Consider the following 19,196-nt stretch of genomic DNA (forward strand, 5'->3'; position numbering starts at 1 on the left):
TCGCGCATCGTGGATGCGGTCATGCGGGAAAATCCGCGCCGCGACAAGCTTGCCAGCCATGCGGGGCGCTGGCAAAGGCGCGAAACCATGACCGAAGCAACGCTCGACAAGACTTTCGACCCCGCCGGAATCGAGGCGAAGTGGTACGAACATTGGGAAACCAAGGGACTGTTCCGCCCCGAACGGCCCGAGGCGCAGCCCTATACCATCGTCAACCCGCCGCCGAACGTGACCGGCAGCCTGCATATCGGCCACGCGCTCGACAACACCCTGCAGGACGTGGTGATCCGGTACGAGCGCCTGCGCGGCAAGGACGCGCTGTGGGTGGTGGGCACCGACCACGCAGGCATTGCCACGCAGATGGTGGTCGAGCGCCAGCTTGAAGCGGCACAGGACAAGCGCACAAATTACACGCGCGAAGCCTTCATCGACAAGGTCTGGGAATGGAAGGCCGAAAGCGGCGGCACGATCACGCGCCAGCTGCGCCGCCTGGGCTGTTCGATGGACTGGAGCCGCGAGCAGTTCACCATGGACCCGCACTTCACCCGCGCCGTGGTGAAGGTGTTCGTCGACCTCTACAACCGGGGCCTGATCTACCGCGACAAGCGGCTGGTGAACTGGGACCCCAAGCTCAAGACCGCGATTTCCGACCTTGAGGTCGAAACCCGCGAGGTCAAGGGCGGGTTCTGGCACTTCAAGTACCCGCTCGCCGACGGCGTGAAGCGCGCCGACGGGCTTGACTATATCGAGGTGGCGACCACGCGCCCCGAAACCATGCTGGCCGACATGGCCGTGGCCGTCCACCCGGACGACGAACGCTACCAGAGCGTGATCGGCAAGGAGATCCTCCAGCCGCTGACCGGCCGCCGCTTCAAGGTCGTGGCGGATGAGCACGCCGACCCGGAACTGGGCTCGGGCGCCGTGAAGATCACCCCGGGGCACGACTTCAACGACTTCGAAGTGGGCAAGCGCGCCGGGATCAAGCCCGCCGACATGCTCAACATGTTCGATGCCGAAGCCAAGGTGGTGCAGACCGCCGATGGGCTGGTGCCGGCCGAATTTGTCGGCATGGACCGCTTCGATGCCCGCGCTCTGGTGGTCAGCCGGATGAAGGAAGCAGGCTTCCTGATCCCCCACGTCACCAAGAACAAGGACGGCGAGGAAGAGCTCCACGACGCCGAACCCCGCACGATCCAGACCCCGTTCGGCGACCGCGGCGGCGTGGTGATCGAACCCTGGCTGACCGACCAGTGGTATGTGAACGCCGAGGAACTGGCCAAGGCCCCGCTGGAGGCCGTGCGCAGCGGTGCGATCGAAATCGTGCCGAAGTCGTGGGAAAAGACCTTCTTCAACTGGATGGAAAACATCCAGCCGTGGTGCGTTTCCCGCCAGCTTTGGTGGGGCCACCGGATTCCGGCTTGGTATGGCTCGGACGGCGAAATCTATGTCGCCGAAACCGAAGAGGAAGCCCAGGCCAAGGCCGGTAGCGGCGTCACCCTCGAACGCGACAGCGACGTCCTCGACACCTGGTTCTCCTCCGCGCTGTGGCCCTTCGCCACGCTCGGCTGGCCGGACGAGAGCGAACTCGTCAAGCGCCACTACCCCAACGACCTGCTCGTCTCGGGCTTTGACATCCTGTTCTTCTGGGACGCCCGGATGATGATGATGGGCCAGGCGATGACGGGCCAGAACCCGTGGCCGCGGCTCTACCTGCATGGGCTGGTGCGTGCGGCGGACGGGCAGAAGATGTCCAAGTCCAAGGGCAACGTGGTCGATCCGCTGGGGCTGATCGACCAGTACGGCGCCGATGCGCTGCGCTTCTTCATGGCGGCGATGGAAAGCCAGGGCCGCGACGTGAAGATGGATGAGCGCCGCGTCGAGGGCTACCGCAACTTCGCGACCAAGCTGTGGAACGCCGCGCGCTTCTGCCAGTCGAACGGGATCGGGGCGAGCAGCACGCTCGAAGCCCCGGCGGCGACGAGCGCGGTCAACAAGTGGATCATCGGCGAAGTCGTCGAAACCGTCGCCGCGCTCGACCAGGCGATGGCCGACCTGCGCTTCGATGCTGCCGCCAACGCGATCTATCACTTCGTCTGGGACCAGTTCTGCGACTGGTACATCGAACTCATCAAGGGCAATTTCGACACCGAGACCAAGGCCGTCGCCGGCTGGGTGCTCGACCAGATCCTGGTCATGCTCCACCCCTTCATGCCCTTCGTCACCGAAGAGCTGTGGGACAAGCTGGGCACGCGCGAGAACGAACTGATCGTCGCGCGCTGGCCCGCCCCGCAAGCGAGCGTCGATGCCGCCGCCAAGGCCGAAGTCGAATGGCTGATAAGAGCAATTAGCGAGGTGCGTGCCATGAAGGCAGCTCTCGATGCTTCAGCGAAGCCGATGACAATCTTTGTGTCGAGAGCAGAACAATCACAGTTCGAATGGCTGACTAAAAACCTGATAGCATTCAAGCGAATGACCCGTGCGGAAATGGTCAATGTACGAACTGCTGAGGGATTGGTTCAACTCGCGGCTGGGGCAAGCACTCTGGGACTTTCGCTCGACCGCCTAATCGACGTCGAGTTGGATGGCGAAGTGCAACTCGTGATTGAAGGCATCGAAGGTCGGATCGACTTTTTTGGCAGTGTTGACCTTGAGGAAGCAAAGGCTCGCCTAAGCAAGGCGCTGGCCGCCGCGCAGAAGGAAGCCAAGAGCCTTGAAGGGCGTCTCGGCAATCCCTCCTTCGTCGAAAAAGCCAAGCCCGAAGCCGTCGAAAAGGCCCGCGCTGACCACGCCATGCACGCCGCCGAAGCCGAGCGCCTGGCCGCGGCGCTCGCGCGGCTGGGGTAGGATCGGGATGGGCCTTCGGAACTGGCTGGCCGGGCGTCGCAACAGTGCGGCAACCGAACGCCAGTCCGGCGAGGAGGCCCAGCCCCTGATTGTCACCGGCATCGCAGGACCCAGCGGAAAGTTCGGTTTTCAGTCCAGTCTCGAGGGCGATTCGTCCGACTGGAAGTTCGGGGTCACCCTTGCGGTCTGGCGGATGCAAGGCGGTGCGCCCGTCGCTACCGAGCTTCGCCTTGAACGGTCCCTGCCCAGTCAAGCGGCGTTGACCCGCTGGATGGATACGGTTCCGACGGGCTGCCCGATCCGCTTCAGGCTGGCTGCCCCGCCCGAACCATCCGGCACGCGCCTATGCGCCGTGATCGCGGACTACCTTGGTCGGAATTCAGACGATGAACTGGTGGAACTGGCTGCACCGATCCTGCACCCACAGCCCTTCGTCCATCCCCAACTGGGCCAGTTCAACGCCCTGCCCGCCCTGCCCAGCTTTTTCGAGGGCTTTGCCGAATGGCGCGGAAAGAAAGTGCGGCTGACCCTCGATGCGGACGGCAACGGCACGCTGGATGACCGGGCGGCGGCATTCCTGACGCTTTGTGACCATGCCGACCGCTGGCAGGCCATGGTCGAGGATGCGGCTTACGAACACCTGTTTGAAGTGTGGGACGACAATTGGCGCGATGAAGCCGAACCGAGCCTGCCCCGCGCGGCATGGCTGGCACGGCTGCACTTGCGCGACATTACGGTTTCCGAAGACGACCACGTGAGCTTCGAATACGATGACGGCGACCTGTTCTGGGGGCATCGCATCTCGGTGTTCGGCACGCTCGAAGGAGGCATCACCGGCGCAACGATCTGAACGGCAGGTACTTCCTAACAATTGGGAGTTTTGGCTTTCCTACCGCGCGGATTGCCGCCAAAAGCGGCGCGCCATGTTGACCCTTGCCACCACCACCCCCGGCGAGCCGGAGATCTTCGCCTCGCTGCAGGGCGAAGGGCCGAGCATCGGGCGGCCCGTCGCCTTCGTGCGCCTGAGCCGCTGCAACCTTGCCTGCACGTGGTGCGACACGGCCTATACCTGGCGCTTCGAGGGCGACAATCGCCCGCACCGCGACGATCAGGCGTTCGCGCGGCAAGCTAACCAGGTGGTGCTGGACGAAGCCGATGTCGCCGCGCGGATCATGGCGCTGGGGCAGGACCGGCTGGTCATCACCGGGGGCGAACCGCTGCTGCAAGGGGCGGCGCTGGCGCGGATGGTGGCGCTTCTGGACGGTGTTTCGGTGGAAATCGAAACCAACGGCACAGTCGCCCCGCATCCCGCGCTCGACAGCCAAGTCGCGCAGTACAACGTGAGTGTGAAACTGAAGCATTCGGGGAATCCCGTTGAATCTGCACAGATTCCCGAACGGCTGGCAGAGTGGTCCGCCAAACCTCAAGCATACTTCAAGTTCGTAATTGCGCAGCCGGCCGATCTCGACGAGGTGCTTGGCCTGATCGAAACCTATGCCATCCCGCCCGCGCGGGTCTATGTCATGCCCGAAGGGACCGACAGCGAAACCCTGCGCGCGCGCAGTCGCTGGCTGGCCCCGCTGGCGCTGGAGCATGGCCTGCGCTTTACCGACCGACTTCACATTCACCTGTACGGGGACACCCGCGGAACATGAGCGATGCCCCCCTCCCCACCGGACCTCTACGTGGTGACCTGACCGAAGGGCCGCTGACCCGCACGTTGATCGTGTTTGCCGTGCCGCAGATGATCGGCAACGTGATGCAGTCCTTGAACGGCTCGATCAACGCGGTCTGGGTCGGGCGGCTGCTGGGCAATGGCGCGCTGGCCGCGACGGCCAACGCCAACATCATCATGTTCCTGCTGTTCGCGCTGGTGTTCGGGTTCGGCATGGCCGCGACGGTCAAGGTCGGGCAGGCCTGGGGGCGCAAGGATGTGGTCGCGGCGCGCCGCTCGCTCGGCACCGCCATCGGCCTTACCTTCATGCTCGCGCTGGCGACCTCGCTGGGCGGCTGGATCTTCGCGCCGCAGATGCTGCATTGGCTGGCAACGCCGGGTGAATCATATGGCGAGGCACTGGTCTATCTGCGCGTGGTGTTCATCGCCAATCCGGCGGCCACCGTCACCACGATGCTTGCCATGGGGATGCGCGGATCGGGCGATGCGGGTACCCCGCTGCGCTTCATGATCCTGACCTCGGTGCTCGACGTTATCCTCAACCCGCTGTTCATCATGGGCTGGGGGCCGGTTCCGCGCATGGGGATCGGCGGATCGGCCTTTGCCACTGTGATCGCCAGCTTTCTGGGCCTGTTTGGCATGATCGCGTGGATCTATGCGAAAGACCTGCCGCTGCGCCTGCGGGGCAAGGAACTGGCCTTCCTGAAGCCGCACCGCAGCGAATTGCGCTACATCCTGGGCAAGGGCCTGCCGATGGGCGCGCAGATGCTGGTCATTTCCGGCGCGGGCGTCATCATGATCGGCCTGGTCAACCGCGAGGGGCTGGAAATGGCCTCGGCCTATGGCGCGCTGCTGCAGGTGTGGAACTACATCGGCATGCCCGCGATGGCGATCGGCGCGGCGGTGAGCGCGATGGTGGCCCAGCACATCGGCGCAGGGCGCGAGGACCGGGTCGACGCGATCAGCCGCGCCGGATCGACCGCCAACCTCGCGATCACGGCGGTGTTGCTGGCGGCGATGCTGCTGTTCGACCGGCCGCTGCTCGCACTGTTCCTGGGCGATGCCAGTCCGGCGGTGCCGCTGGCCCAGCACATCCAGTCCCTCGCGATCTGGACCTACCTGCCGTTCGGCGTCACCATCGTGCTGTTCGGCACGCTGCGCGCCTATGGCGTGGTCTATTCGCAGCTCTTGGTGCTGTTCACCTCGATGTACCTGATCCGCTACGGGATCTACTGGCTGCTCTATCCCAGCCTTGGCGCGGACGCGCTGTGGTATTCGCTGATGGTCAGTTCGGTCATGTCGATGGTGCTGACGCTGGCCGCCTATTTCAAGGGCGGCTGGCGGCGGCAGATGCAAAGGCGCATCGCCGCCGCTGCAGGATAAGGCCAGGCGCTTAGCGGCCCTGCGCGCGCCAGCGCTGGACGGTGCGCATGACCATTTCCTCTTCGCCGCCCGAGCTCGACCAGAGCTGGGTGAACGAGGGGTCGGCGCTGGCCGGGCGCTTCATCTCTTCGAGTTCATCGAAGGCGACGCGGATCGGGATCGAAACGCCCTCGCCGCAGATGATGCATTCGCGGTTGCGCAGCGCCGGGATGGAATCGAGGAACCCGCGCGCGCCTTCGGGCATCGCGGCCTTGACGAAGGCCTGGTCGCGGTCGTTGTTCAGGCGCATCGAAATGATCGTGCCGCACTGCGACAGCACGCCTTCGGCAAGGTCAGACGGGCGCTGCGTGATAAGGCCAAGACTGACGCCGTATTTACGGCCTTCCTTGGCGATGCGGCTGAGGATCCGGCCCACGGACGAACCGTCGGCGTTCTTCTCGTTCGGCACATAGCGGTGCGCTTCTTCGCAGACCAGCAGCACGGGGCGGGTCTTTTCGTCGCGCGCCCAGATCGCGAAGTCGAACACCAGGCGGCTGAGCACGGCAACCACGGTGGAGGTGACGTCGGAGGGCACGCCCGAGACGTCGATGATCGAGATCGGCTTGCCGCGGCTCGGCATGCGGAAGATCTTGGCGATGAATTCCGCCATCGTATCGCCCACCAGCATGCCCGAGAACATGAACTGGTAGCGCGGATCGGCCTTAAGCTCGTCGATCTTGGTCTTGATTCGCATATAGGGCGCCGAGGAGGTGGCCTTGTCGAGCTTGCCCATCTCGGTCGTGATCAGGTTGGTGAGGTCCGACAGCAGGTAGGGGATCGGGCTGTCGACCGTGATCTTGCCCATGCTTTCGGCCAGCCGGTTCTTGGACCGCGCCATCAGCAGGCACTTCGACAGAATGTCGGAATCTTCCTGCCGTTCATTGCCGGTGCTGGTCAGGAACACTTCGCAGTGCTCCTCGAAGTTCATGATCCAGTAGGGCATCTGCAGGTTCGACACGTCGAAGATCATGCCGGTCTGCTTGAACGCGGCCGAATATTCGCCGTGCGGGTCAACCATCACGATGTGCCCTTCCGGCGCATGTTCGCAGATCCGGTGCAGGATCAGCGCGGCGCTGGTCGATTTGCCGGTGCCGGTCGAACCCAGCAGCGCAAAGTGCTTGCCGAGCATCGAATCGACATAGAGGCCAGCGCGAATGTCCTTGGTCGGGAACACGGTGCCGACCTGAATGCTGGAACGACCATCGCTGGCATAGATCTGCTTGAGGTCGGTCGAAGTCGCCGGATAGATCAGCGCGCCCGGGATCGGATAGCGCGTCACACCGCGGCGGAACGAGTGGATGCGGCCCGTCAGGCGTTCCTCGTCGCCTTCGCCGAGGAAGTCGATCTGGGCCATGATCCCGCCCGGGGTCTTGGCATCCTGGCGCTGGGTACGCACGCTGGCGAGCAGCCAGCCGCGCCCGACGCGGATCTTGACCTGGCTACCAACCTGCCCGGCCAGCGCGATCGAAGGGTCGCTATCGCCCGAACATTCCTGCAAGCGCTGAAGGTCGAGCGCGATGGCGGAACCAGAGCCAGCGATTTCCAGCACGATTCCAATCGGTTCGCGCGCATTGTCGATTTCCTCGACCTGCGTCGCGGCTACCGCCGGGATATCTTCGCTTTGGGCCGGGCGAGCCGCGCCGAAACCCCTGGAGCTCATATCGTTCATCAAAAACGGCCTGTCCCTTTGCGCCAACCCGGCTTGGTTGACGACAGAGGCTTAGGCGGGGTCGGTTAATATTGGGCTAAATCTTGTCAGCAGTGCAGATCAAACCAGCGCGAACAGCCGCCCGGCAAGGAAGCCCATGGCAACCGAGATTGTCACCGCCAGCAGACCATAGATAAACCCGTTGTGCTGCGCGAACTGGGCCACCGCCAGTTCGAAGCCCTGCTTCTTCACCTCGACCCGCGAAATCGCCGAGGCAACCACGCGCCCGTGGGTGATCGCAAAGGTCTCTGCCGTATAGGTTCCGGTCGTCACGCTGGAGGGCAGCGCGATGCGCGCCTGATAGAGCACCTGTTCGCTGACAGCCACGCCCTTGGGATCTTCCTTGTAGAGTTGTTCGCGCTGCATCAGGTCGACCAACCCGGAAGACATGCGTTCCTGCTCCTTGGGATCGTAAGCGCCGATCGGGGACAGCTGCAGCCAGGGCAGGCCAAGTTCATAGATTGCAGCGGTCTTGTCATCGACGATCTGCTTGATCGGCTTCGACGAGGCTACCGCAAAGAAGGTCGGCGCGGAGCGGAATTCGACGCTGTCGGCATTGACCCAGATGCCTGCGATCCGCTGCTTTTCGCGCAGGACGATCGAGCGGGTCGGCCCCTTGAGCACCACGACAATGTCATAGTCCTGCCCGGCGCGGGTTCCCTCGGGCGTCAGGATCGCGCCGAACAGCAGCAGTTCGGTACCCTTGAAGCCCTGGCGCACCTGGATCTCGTGCTGCGAAACCTCGGGCACAAGGATCGGATCGCGCGCACCGGTCAGCAGCAGCAGGGCAAGGAGGGCGAGCAGCCGCTTCATGACGGCATCACCGTGTAGATTTCGTCGGGCCGCCAGCCGAGCCCCAGCGCCATGCGCAGCGCGATGATTAGCACGATCGCCGCCAGCACGAAACGCAGCCGGTCGGCCGGAAGCCTATCGGCCAATTGCGCGCCCACCTGCGCGCCGGAAACCGAACCGATCAGCAGCAGCACCGCCAGCACCACGTCAACCGCGCGAGTGGTCAGCGCGTGCATCATCGTGGTGATCATCGTCACGAACAGGATCTGGAACAGCGATGTGCCGACCACGACGTTGGCGCTCATCCCCAGGATGTAAAGCATTGCCGGGACCAGCACGAACCCGCCACCGATCCCCATCAGCATCGTCAGGATGCCGGTGAAGATCCCCAGGATCAGCGGCGCGAGCGGCGAGATGTAGAGCCCCGAGCGATAAAACCGCCAGCGCAGCGGCAGGTTGGCGACCATCGGGTGATGGCGCCGCTTGCGCGCGGGCAACGGCACCCCGGTTTTCTGCGCCTTCATCGATTGCCAGCTTTCGCGGGCCATGATCGTGCCGATCGAGCCGAGCAGCAGCACGTAAAGCAGGCTGATGACGATATCGATCTGGCCAATTTGCTGCAGCAGGCTGAACAACAGCGCGCCGATGCCGGTGCCCACCACACCGCCCGCGATCAGCACCGCGCCCATCTGGTAATCGACGCCGCCGCGCTTGGCATGGGCAAATACGCCCGAAACGCTTGCCCCGGTCACCTGGCTTGCTGCCGAAGCCGCGGCAACCGTTGGCGGGATCCCGTAAAAGATCATCAACGGCGTGGTCAGGAACCCGCCGCCGACCCCGAACATGCCCGACAAAAGCCCCGTCAGCGCACCCAGCGCGACGATGATAAGGCCGTTCACCGAAAGGTTGGCGATGGGAAGGTAGACGTCCATGCTTGGAGCACTGGCCTAGACCAGCGCAGCGGCCAAAAAAAGGCCGTTTGAATCAGAAACCGGCGGAAAGCGTGATTGCCGGCCCACTACCCGGGGCGGCATCCCCAGCGACACGGAAACGCCAGTCTGCCGAGACGCGGCTACCGCCCGGTCCGACCGGCATGGCCAGGGTTGCCGTGGGACCGACATCCAGCCGCTGCGCACCGTTTTGCGCCCCGCCCCAGACCCCGCCACCGGCGCGCAGTTCCATCGGCCCCATTTGCACCAACGGCTTTTCAACCCGGGCCTGTCCATCGACAAAGGGCGTCGCATCGCGCCCACCGACATAGCCGGCCTGGACATAGGCTTCGCCGCGCAGGCCGAACGGTAGCTGCTGAGCGGGCAGTTCGCTGACGAGGGCTACGGCTGGGCGAACTATCACCTTGCCGCCCTCGGTGCGCGTCGCGCGCACCTCGGCCATTGCCGCAACCGGCAAGCCCTTGACCGGGCGCAGCGAGAACCCGCCGGCCACTTCCTCGCCACGCGGTGCCTGCAAGGCGCTGGAACCGCGCAGATAGAGCGATGGCCGCTGCGGGCTGGTCGGCGCAAGACGATAGCGTACCACCACGCCAGCCTGGCTCGCGCCATAGGCCCCGCTCGGTCCCGCAGCGCCCGGCAGCCCCGCACCGGGCAGGTTGTAACCGTTGCCACCCTGCCGCCAAACGATCCAGCCATCGGCGGACCAACGCAGCGCGGCAGGCGCCGGTTGCGGCTTGCCAAGGGCGGTCGTTCCTGTCGCGCCGAGCGCTGGCGGGCGCAGCGGACCTGACGATCGACCTTGCACCAGTCCAGCGTCAAGCGGCAGCGGCAGCATCGACAGCCCCGCCATCCACAGCATCTGGTGCCCACCGGAAATTCTTGGTGGGGTTGGGGCATCCGCAGCCGGCGTGGCGGCAGTTTCCCGAACCGGGACCGATTGCATGGGCGGCGGAGGCATCAGCGCGGGCTCGGCAAGCCCGGCAGACGCCGCCGGTGCCTGCGGCAGTGCGGGCCAGTTCACAGCCTCGGCGGCCGGTGCCGCCGCTTGCGCAATAGCCGGTTCAGCCTGAACCGGCGGCGTCAGGGCGGGTGCGGCTGCAAGCTCAGGCGCGGCACCACCCGCTGCATGGGGTTCGCTGTCGAGGATCGCAGCGCGCACGCCGACCCACCCGCCAAGCAACAGGACCAGCGCGACCAGCGGCTGCCCGCGCCGCGGCGCTGCGGTGCGCGGCAGACTCATGCTTCGGCTCCGGCGAGCGAGCTGGCAACCGGCGCGGCCAGGGCCGGGTGCGTGCTGTGTGCGGTCTTATCCCAGACTACCGGCGTGCCGCGCAGGGTCCGCAGGTAGGCAATCAGCGCGCGGCGGCCGGCCATGATCGCGATGACGTTCGCCACAGGAATGCGCAAAATCGCGCGCGCACCTTCGAGCGGGCCATATTCGCGGGCAGTAAACGCCGCTCTGAGCGCCGAACGCCAGACAAAGCCGAACAGACTGGCCAGGACCAGGACGCGCAGCGGCAGCGATATGTCCAAGTCAACCGGGACACCGGCGACCTGTGCGCCCATCAGCACGGCATCGAGGAGCAGCAGCAAATAGGCGGCGCACAGCACGAGCGCGGTCAGCGGGCCGCGCCGATCGCGCAGCGCCATCCACAGCTCGACCGGGCGGGAACTCCAGCCCATCCGGTCCCACGACTGGAACGCGATCCCATGGATCCAGCGCGTCTTCTGGCGCACCGCGGCGTCAAGCTCGGTCGGGAAATGGCTGCTGGTCGCAACCAGCCGGCCGGCCGCATCGCGCAGCCGCAGGAAGGTGCTGCCTCGCCCCTGCCGCGACAGCACCAGCCCCAGTTCGTAATCCTCGGTCAGGCATTCCGGCGCGAAGGGTCCGGCTTCCCCTTCGCTTCGGCGGCGCTCGGCCAGCGCGGTCAGGGCATGGCGGGCAAAGCCGCACCCCACACCTGCGGCCGGGATGGCGGCACCGAACGTGGCACGAACGACCATCGCCTTGGCATGGGATTCGGCGAATTCATCGGCATAATGCCCGGCGATCCAGCGCGACTCCGGTTGTTCTGCAGGGCGCACCGGAAGCTGCACGAAATCATGGCTGCCCAGCGCGGTATCGATCGCCTGCAAGGCGGCGGGATGGACCATGTCCTCCGAATCATGCAGCAATACGCCGCGAAAAGATTGCCGGCTGCGCTGCTCATCGGCGCACAGCGCGGCGTAGAGCCGATTGAGACAGTCCGCCTTAGTGGTCGGCCCATCGACGCCATGCACGACGAGCCGCACCCGCATGTCGGTCCCGGCCGCGCTCATTGCCGCGGCAAGGGTCGCGGCATCGTTGCGGTAACAGCCGACATAGAGCCGCAGTTCGCGCTGCGGCCAGGCGGCCAGCATGTGCGCAACGGTCGCCCCGATCACGGCGCATTCCTGATAGGCCGGGATCATCACCGCGATCGGCCCGGCCAATTCGGCGCGGCCGTAGCCGCGCGGCAGGCGACGTGTTTTCGCCCTTCCGGTCAACTTCAGACCAAGCCAGGCGAGGTCGATCACGAGTTCGTCAAGCAACCCGACCGCGAACCAGAAAGCTGCAAAGACAAGCAGTTCGCGCTCCGGCGGGATAACCCACCGCGCGAGGAATTCCCCTGCCTCTTGCCCCCAAGCCACGGCCCGCTCTAACCCCTTGCCAAGCCCACAGGGTTCGAAAACTAGTCATAAATACGTAGTCTGACAATGGATTAGCAAAGGCATTTCAATTTGGCCGGGCGCTGTCTTGCGCCTGTTGCCGCGGCGCCGCCGACCATGCGTTCGTCAGTCCCCGCCGCCTTCGCTTCCCGAACGAGCATAGGACTGTGCAATCAACCGCCGGACTTGCTGCGGAGTGGGCCGGTCGCCCTCGGGATCGCGCGCAAAGCCCAGAGGGGGGGCAAAATGGTCGCGCTCGCCGGAGGCTGGAGGTTCTGGCCGGGTATAAGCACCCAAATGGGCCGGTGAGTCCGCATCGTCCAATCCCGGCGCTGCGGGTTCAGCGCCGCCAGGTTCGTCGGCGAGGGTCAGGCCTGCGTTGGAGGGGCCGGACAGCACCGGATGCCGCTCTGCGGCCCCGGCTGGGCGCGGCGGCGTTGGCGAACCTGGAACAGGCCCGGACGAATTCGGCTCACCACCGGAAATCATCGCAACCACGAAGGCCATGGCAAGCACCGTGCCACTGGCCCGGCGATAGAATTGGCCGGTTACCCACTGTGTTGACTTTACCCGCCGCACTGCGCGCCTTCGCATGTCGGCCGCCGCCAGGATGGCGCAGCCCGGACCTGCATTACCGGCGCGCACCACAACACCGGCTTCGCGCGGCCATCCGTAAATTCCCGACCTAGGTGCAATCCCTGACACCAGTCTGCACCGCGCACCAACCGCCTTCGATTACGATATTTTTCAACCGAAGCGCAAAGCAGCACGGTGGTCGCGAAGGTCGAAATTCAACCCATGATGCCGCGAAACGGATTGTCGAGTTGCCATGCTATGCGCCTGCTGCGCAGGTTGGTGCGCGACCGGGCGGGCAACACGCTGGTGCTGATTGCGGCGGCCCTGGTTCCCCTGATGGCCCTGATCGGCGGTTCGGTGGACATGGGACGCACCTATCTGGTGCAGACGCGCCTCCAGAACGCCTGCGATTCCGGGGTGCTGGCGACCCGCAAGCGGATCGGCGCAAGCGCCGCGGCGACCGGCAAGATCCCCGATAACGCGCAATCGATCGGCAACCGCTTCTTCAACACCAACTTTCCAAGCGGTGCCTATTCGACCGTCAATCGCAATTTCGCAATGACGCTAGCGAGCGATTACTCGATCTCGGCCACGGCATCGGCGGACGTACCGACGACGATCATGCAGATCTTCGGCATCGCCAAGGTGCCGGTTCAGGTCAGGTGCGTTGCACAACTTGGCATGGCGAACATCGACGTGATGCTGGCGCTCGACGTCACAGGGTCGATGGCGGAAACCAATCCGGGCGACTCAAAGCCGAAGATCGCGCTGCTGAAGGATACGATTACCGAGTTCTACACGACGCTTGAAGCGAACAAGCGGGTCGGCAGCAGGATCCGCTATGGTTTCGTGCCCTATTCGACCAACGTCAACGTGGGCGCATTGCTTAAGAACGATTGGGTGGTGGACCAGTGGCACTACCAGTCGCGCACATTGGTCGGAACGGGAACGGCCAAGGGCACCTATTCGTTCTCTACCTCCGCATCACCCGTTTCAGGTACCCGCGCGGATTCGACCTATTCGACCTATGCGGCAACGCTAAGCGGGGGCAGTTACACCTGCCCGAGCGTGCCGCCCAACTCGGCGACCTATACCTACACCGCCCTGAGCACCTCGAGCGCAGCCTATGCCGGGCCGCCCGCGGGCACCAAGACCACCACGAAGTACAAAATGCTCGTTTCGGGGACAGAGTACAGCGTTGCCCTGGCTGGGCAGACCTGCACTGTAACCAAGTCGGTCTACACCAATTACATCATGACCTTCGATTACATCACCCAGCCCGCCCTGATCACGACCAGCAAATGGCAATACGATCAGGTGACCAAGGACGTTACCGCGTGGCGCACGCAGACCACCGGATGCATCGAAGAACGCGACACCTACACCATCGACGATTACAACGATGTGGATCTCGACCGGGCGCTCGACCTGAACATCGACTTGGTGCCGACCAAGGGTAGACCTGCCACCCAGTGGCGGCCGATGTACCCGAAGCTGATTTTCGGGCGGCAGCACAAGTGGGACGGCACCGGCGCCTTCACCACCAGCCAGGTGAACACCACCGACGAATATGTCGCCCCGGCAATGATGTACACCGATGCCTGTCCGCCAGCCGCGCAGAAGCTGCAGGAAATGACCCCGACGGATCTGTCCACCTATCTGTCCAAATTGACGCCCTGGGGCAGCACCTATCACGATATCGGCATGATCTGGGCAGCACGGCTACTTTCGCCGACCGGGCTCTTCGCCTCTGAAAATGCCGACGTTGCGGTTGGCAGGGCAACCAGTCGCAACCTGATCTTCATGACCGACGGACAGACTTCGGCGCTCGATCTGTCCTACACGTCCTATGGGTTCGAACCGGTCGACCGCAGGCGCTGGGCGCCGGGCGGCAAGTATACCCTGACCCAGACGGTGGAAAACCGCTTTGCCTTCGCCTGTCAGGAGGCGAAGAAGCACAACATCACCATCTGGCTGATTGCCTTCGGAACCGAGCTCAACCCGGTGATGGAGGAATGCGCCGGGCCAGGTCATGCCTTCGCCGCGAGCAATGCCGATGAACTGCGCGATGCCTTCGTTACCATCGCCAACGCGGTGGGCGACCTCAAGCTGACCCATTAAGGTCTGGCCAGGGTTCGATTTTGGGTTGCGCCGGGAAAGCCTAACGGCGATTCAGGTGGCATGACTGTCAAGCGCCATCCCTTTGCCCCCCTTGCCACCATTGTCACACGTCTGTTCGGAGGCGAAGCCGGCGCCGGGATCCTGCTGATCGTGGTGGCGATCGCCGCGATGCTGGTCGCCAACTCGCCACTGGCCCACGGCTATCACGACCTGTTCCACGCCGCGCTGGACTGGACGCCAATTGCCAAGCTCGACAGCTTGCACATGTGGATCAACGACGCTGCGATGGCGCTGTTCTTCTTTGTCGTCGGCCTTGAGATCAAGCGCGAGGTGCTTGACGGAGAGCTTTCCACGCCCGCCAAGCGGCGTTTGCCGGTGCTGGCTGCGCTCGCCGGGATGGCCGCCCCGGCGCTGGTCTATCTCCTGGTTGCCGGCAGGGAGCCGGGCCTGGCTGCAGGTTGGGCAATCCCGGCAGCGACCGACATCGCCTTTGCGCTGGGCGTGCTTGGCTTGCTTGGCAAGCGCGTCCCGGCATCGCTCCGCCTGTTCCTGCTGACCGTCGCGATTGTCGATGATCTGGGCGCGGTCGCGATCATCGCCTTCTTCTTCACGACGGGGCTCAAGCTTGCCTGGCTGGGCGCGGCCGCGGTCGTGCTGGCGCTGATGGCCGCGCTCAACCGCATGGGCGTCGCGCGCGGCTGGCCCTATGCGCTGCTTGGCTGCCTGCTGTGGTACACCGTGCTGCATTCGGGCGTGCATGCGACGATTGCCGGCGTGCTCGCCGCGCTGTGCGTGCCGCTGGGGCTCGATCGGCGGGGCGACAGCCTGTTGCTGCGCATGGAACACGCCCTCGCGCCGATCAGCGCTTACGTGATCGTGCCTCTTTTCGGCTTTGCCAACGCCGGGGTGGAACTGGGCGGAGAAGGTGCCACCAGGCTGACCGACGCACTGCCGCTCGGTGTTGCCCTGGGCTTGCTGATCGGCAAGCAGACCGGGATCCTGGGCGCGATCTTCGTGGCCGACCGCACCGGCATGGCCGAACGGCCGGCAGGAGCAAGCTGGCGCCAGCTGTGGGGCATGGCGCTGCTATGCGGGATCGGCTTCACGATGAGCCTGTTCATCGGCCAGCTTGCCTTCCCGGCCAGCCCGGCGCTGGTCGAGGAAGCCAAGGTTGGTGTACTGCTGGGTTCGCTGCTGTCGGCCATTGCGGGCTTCATCGTGCTGCGCACGGCCCGCGCGCCGGCCTGACAGCCGCTCCGCTTTCCGTTCCCCCTACCAGGAACCGACATTGGGCATCGACGCCCAGGGTTCCTGAACCGGCAGGCGGCCGTCCTGCAGCAGTTCGATCGAAATGCCGTCGGGCGTCTTGATGAAAGCCATGTGCCCATCGCGCGGGGGGCGGTGGACAATGTGGCCCGCGTCGATCACGCGCTGGCAGGTCTCGTAAATGTTCTCCACCTGGTAGGCGAGATGGCCAAAATTGCGCCCGCCCGAATAGTCTTCCGCCGAACCGTCCTCGGCCGGCCAGTTGTAGGTCAGTTCGACCTCGGCCACGCCTTCCTGACCGGGCGCGGCAAGGAAGATCAGGGTAAAGCGCCCCTGCTCGCTGGAAAAGCGGCGCACTTCCTTGAGGCCGATCAGCTCAAGAAAGGCGATAGTTGCGTCGGGATCGGTCACCCGGATCATGGAATGGAGGAACTTCGTCACACTCTACCTCGTTTCGTCGATAGATTTGCACAGTTCATCGTGCAGAAAGCAGTCTTGGCGTAGCTTCCCCTTACCTAACAGGGAGAGCGCGTCATGTCCGACTCTAATGCCGAACTGCCCGATACCGCCAGCCCATTCTGGCGTAATTCCTCCGCCCAGACCTGGCTTTCCGCCGCCTCGATCCTGACGCTCGGGATGATCGTGGGCGGCTACCTGCTCGGCGATGGACTGACCCGCGCCAAGCAGGCCGACCGTGCCGTAACGGTGCGCGGCGTCGCCGAACGTGACGTAACGGCCGACCTGGCGGTCTGGACCCTGTCCTATTCCGCCAGCGCTTCCGATCTGGCGGGTGCCCAGGCCAAGATCGACGCCGACACCAAGGCGATCAACGCCTTTTTCCGCGAACTGGGCTTTCCCGCCGACGCGCTTCAGCCGACGGGCGTCAACGTCTCGCAGTCGACCGACCAGGGCATCACCACCTATACCGTGCGCCAGCGCATCACCCTGCGCACGACCGACATCAAGAAGGCCGAGGCCGCGGTCGGCAAGCAGTTCGAACTCGTGCGGCGCGGGGTATTCCTCGAGGAAGGCAGCGGGATGAGCTATACCTATACCAAGCTCAATTCGATCAAGCCCGAAATGGTGGCCGAAGCGACCAAGGACGCGCGCAAGTCGGCCGAGCAGTTCGCCAACGACAGCGGATCTTCGGTGGGCACCATTCGGGACGCGACGCAGGGCTATTTCGAGATTTCCGCCCGCGACGGCGAGGCCGAAGGCTGGGGAGTTTCCGACACGCCCTACAAGAAGGTCCGCGTGGTCACCACGGTCAACTATTCGCTGCGTTGACGGCGCCGTGGCTGCACAAAAAGGGCCCGCCCCGGTTGTCCGGGACGGGCCGATTTTTTCGCGTCAACTTTCGCCGATCAGAACGAGTACTTGATCGAACCGACCACGGCATCGTTCGAGAAGCTGTCGAACGAGTTGCCGTCAACGCCGATGTAGCTCACGCCGGCGGACAGGTTCTTGGTAATCGCATAGCTGGCGCCGACCGAATAGTCGAAGCCGTCCTTGGTGCTCTTGCCGGTCAGCAGGTTCGGCGACAGCGCGCCCGAGGTGTAGCCGACGTGGGCCGAGAAGCTCAGCGGGGTGTTCGGAATGCCCGCACCCCAATCGGTGTAGACATAGAGGTTGTCGTCGTTGCCAAGGGAGGCCTGCTTCCAGGCATAGGCCATGCCGACCTTCGCGCTCACCGGACCAAGGGTGGTCGACAGCGAGGCATAGGGTTCGAACACGTTGGCATCGCCGACGTTGCCGTTGAAATAGACGTAGTAGGTCATGCCGACGTCGGCGGTCACGCCGCTGCCGAGCGAGCCCGTCCAACCGGCGTAGAAGTCGGTTTCGAGGTTGCCGTAAACCGCGCTGTCTTCAAGGTTCGAGGCCCAGATACCGGCGTAGAGGCCGCTTTCATGGTTGACCTGAAGCGAGCCCTGCGCCGCCGGATCGCCGTTCGAAAGCGAGATGCCGCGGAACCGGTAGTCGGTCACCAGGCCAAAGTTACCGGTTACGGTAATGGCCGAGGGAGCATCGGTTTCATCAGCGAAAGCGGGAGTGGCGGCCAATCCGCTGCCGACAAGGAGAGAGGCGGCGATGAGGCCGCGGACGGACGTGAGCATGACAATCTTCCTTCAGTTGTTTTTGCTTCGTCCCACCTGCGCACCGTCCGCTGCATCTCGTTCAGATGGACGCATTCGGCCAGTGCGGTCCCTCATCAGCATACATTTGCTGCGCTGCACAAGGGAAAATGCCCGCATTCGTTGCGCAATGGACGCGATGTGTTGCATTGCGGCAACGGCCACCCGAGATCTCTCGTGACGTAACGAATTGACCGCAATTCATTGTCTATCAGGCCCGAACTTACTATAGTTATCCCGAATTCCGGCGCGAAAGCGATTATGTTCAAGTCTCTCCGCAAGCTTTTCAGCGCCACCGAAAGCGCGCCGACGGCCTCGTTGCCAGAGGGCGAACGCGTCTATGCGATCGGCGATGTCCATGGCCGCTCGGACCTGTTCGCCGAACTGATCGCGGCGATCGAGGCGGACGATCTGAAGCGCGGCCAGTCATATACGACGGTCATCATGCTCGGCGACCTGATCGACCGCGGCCCCGACAGTTCCGGGGTGATCCGCCTGGCGCGCGAATGGCAACAGCGCCGGAATGTGCGCATCCTGATGGGCAATCACGAAGAGATGTTCCTCGATGCGCTGCGCAAGGGTGAAGTGCTGCGACATTTCCTGCGCTATGGCGGGAAGGAAACCCTGCTCAGCTATCCGATCGATCCCGAAGAATACACCCGCGCCGACATCGAGGAAACGCGTGCCTTGATGAACGCGGTGATTCCGGCGGCCGACATCGAATTCGTGCGCGGCTTCGAAGATCGGATCCCGCTGGGCGACTACCTGTTCGTCCACGCCGGGATCCGCCCGGATGCCCCGATCGACCAGCAGCGCCAGCACGACCTGCGCTGGATCCGCGAGCCTTTCCTGAGCCATGCCAGCGACTTTGGTGTTGTAGTCGTCCACGGGCACACGATATTCGACGAACCGGACGTCAGGCGAAACCGCATCGGCATCGATACGGGCGCTTATGAGAGCGGTCGCCTTACCGCGCTTGGGCTTGAAGGAACCTCGCGCTGGGTTATCGAGGCGACAGAGAA

Annotated in this window: 15 protein-coding genes; 8 read left to right on the plus strand and 7 right to left on the minus strand. The window is 64.3% G+C overall.

Features of this window, described 5'->3' with window-relative positions; translation table 11 throughout:
• Positions 1-87 precede the first annotated feature (87 nt).
• The 4 genes from ACE3SN_RS10800 (at position 88) to ACE3SN_RS10815 (ending at position 5,902) form a co-directional block, all read left to right on the plus strand.
• A complete protein-coding gene (locus tag ACE3SN_RS10800) occupies positions 88-2,844 on the plus strand; it encodes a valine--tRNA ligase (protein WP_374529910.1) in 2,757 nt (918 codons plus the stop codon).
• Positions 2,845-2,851: 7 nt separating this feature from the next.
• Positions 2,852-3,694, plus strand: a complete 843-nt coding sequence (locus tag ACE3SN_RS10805) for a DUF2262 domain-containing protein (RefSeq protein WP_374529895.1) — start codon at positions 2,852-2,854, stop codon at positions 3,692-3,694.
• 73 nt (positions 3,695-3,767) lie between these two features.
• Positions 3,768-4,499 (plus strand): 7-carboxy-7-deazaguanine synthase QueE, encoded by a 732-nt coding sequence (locus ACE3SN_RS10810; protein ID WP_374529897.1) that lies wholly within the window; start codon positions 3,768-3,770, stop codon positions 4,497-4,499.
• Positions 4,496-5,902, plus strand: coding sequence for an MATE family efflux transporter (locus ACE3SN_RS10815; RefSeq protein WP_374529898.1), 1,407 nt, complete (start codon positions 4,496-4,498; stop codon positions 5,900-5,902). The genes ACE3SN_RS10810 and ACE3SN_RS10815 overlap by 4 nt, the downstream gene beginning before the upstream one ends.
• A gap of 10 nt (positions 5,903-5,912) precedes the next feature.
• Here ACE3SN_RS10815 and ACE3SN_RS10820 read toward each other — a convergent pair whose 3' ends face one another.
• From ACE3SN_RS10820 to ACE3SN_RS10840, 5 genes are all read right to left on the minus strand, one after another.
• Positions 5,913-7,610 (minus strand): ATP-binding protein, encoded by a 1,698-nt coding sequence (locus ACE3SN_RS10820; RefSeq protein WP_374529900.1) that lies wholly within the window; start codon positions 7,608-7,610, stop codon positions 5,913-5,915.
• Between the two features lie 99 nt (positions 7,611-7,709).
• Positions 7,710-8,462 carry a TIGR02186 family protein gene (locus tag ACE3SN_RS10825; protein WP_374529901.1) on the minus strand — a complete coding sequence of 251 codons (753 nt, stop codon included), beginning with the start codon at positions 8,460-8,462 and terminating at the stop codon, positions 7,710-7,712.
• Positions 8,459-9,373 (minus strand): sulfite exporter TauE/SafE family protein, encoded by a 915-nt coding sequence (locus ACE3SN_RS10830; protein ID WP_374529902.1) that lies wholly within the window; start codon positions 9,371-9,373, stop codon positions 8,459-8,461. The genes ACE3SN_RS10825 and ACE3SN_RS10830 overlap by 4 nt, the downstream gene beginning before the upstream one ends.
• 52 nt (positions 9,374-9,425) lie before the next feature.
• Positions 9,426-10,631, minus strand: coding sequence for a hypothetical protein (locus ACE3SN_RS10835; protein ID WP_374529903.1), 1,206 nt, complete (start codon positions 10,629-10,631; stop codon positions 9,426-9,428).
• The gene (locus ACE3SN_RS10840; protein ID WP_374529904.1) at positions 10,628-12,061 is read right to left on the minus strand and encodes a glycosyl transferase family protein; all 1,434 of its coding nucleotides are present in this window, start codon (positions 12,059-12,061) and stop codon (positions 10,628-10,630) included. Before ACE3SN_RS10840 ends, ACE3SN_RS10835 begins: the two co-directional genes overlap by 4 nt.
• Before the next feature lie 852 nt (positions 12,062-12,913).
• On the opposite strand from ACE3SN_RS10840, the gene ACE3SN_RS10845 reads away from it, so the two are divergent.
• Together ACE3SN_RS10845 and nhaA are read left to right on the plus strand one after the other, a co-directional pair.
• Positions 12,914-14,776, plus strand: coding sequence for a pilus assembly protein TadG-related protein (locus ACE3SN_RS10845; protein WP_374529905.1), 1,863 nt, complete (start codon positions 12,914-12,916; stop codon positions 14,774-14,776).
• Positions 14,777-14,836: 60 nt separating this feature from the next.
• Positions 14,837-16,024, plus strand: coding sequence for a Na+/H+ antiporter NhaA (gene nhaA, locus ACE3SN_RS10850; protein ID WP_374529906.1), 1,188 nt, complete (start codon positions 14,837-14,839; stop codon positions 16,022-16,024).
• A 24-nt stretch (positions 16,025-16,048) separates the two neighbouring features.
• Here the strand turns inward: nhaA and ACE3SN_RS10855 are convergent, their stop codons facing one another.
• Positions 16,049-16,483 carry a VOC family protein gene (locus ACE3SN_RS10855; RefSeq protein ID WP_374529907.1) on the minus strand — a complete coding sequence of 145 codons (435 nt, stop codon included), beginning with the start codon at positions 16,481-16,483 and terminating at the stop codon, positions 16,049-16,051.
• Positions 16,484-16,678: 195 nt separating this feature from the next.
• On the opposite strand from ACE3SN_RS10855, the gene ACE3SN_RS10860 reads away from it, so the two are divergent.
• Positions 16,679-17,329 carry an SIMPL domain-containing protein gene (locus tag ACE3SN_RS10860; protein ID WP_374529911.1) on the plus strand — a complete coding sequence of 217 codons (651 nt, stop codon included), beginning with the start codon at positions 16,679-16,681 and terminating at the stop codon, positions 17,327-17,329.
• A 77-nt stretch (positions 17,330-17,406) separates the two neighbouring features.
• Here the strand turns inward: ACE3SN_RS10860 and ACE3SN_RS10865 are convergent, their stop codons facing one another.
• Positions 17,407-18,156: a TorF family putative porin gene (locus tag ACE3SN_RS10865; RefSeq protein ID WP_374529908.1), complete on the minus strand. Its 750-nt coding sequence runs from the start codon at positions 18,154-18,156 to the stop codon at positions 17,407-17,409.
• A 279-nt stretch (positions 18,157-18,435) separates the two neighbouring features.
• On the opposite strand from ACE3SN_RS10865, the gene ACE3SN_RS10870 reads away from it, so the two are divergent.
• The coding region (locus ACE3SN_RS10870) for a metallophosphoesterase family protein (RefSeq protein ID WP_374529909.1) at positions 18,436-19,196 on the plus strand (761 nt) is incomplete at its 3' end.

Origin of the sequence: Novosphingobium sp. (genome assembly GCF_041915465.1) — a bacterium.
In the GTDB taxonomy this organism is placed as follows: domain Bacteria; phylum Pseudomonadota; class Alphaproteobacteria; order Sphingomonadales; family Sphingomonadaceae; genus Novosphingobium.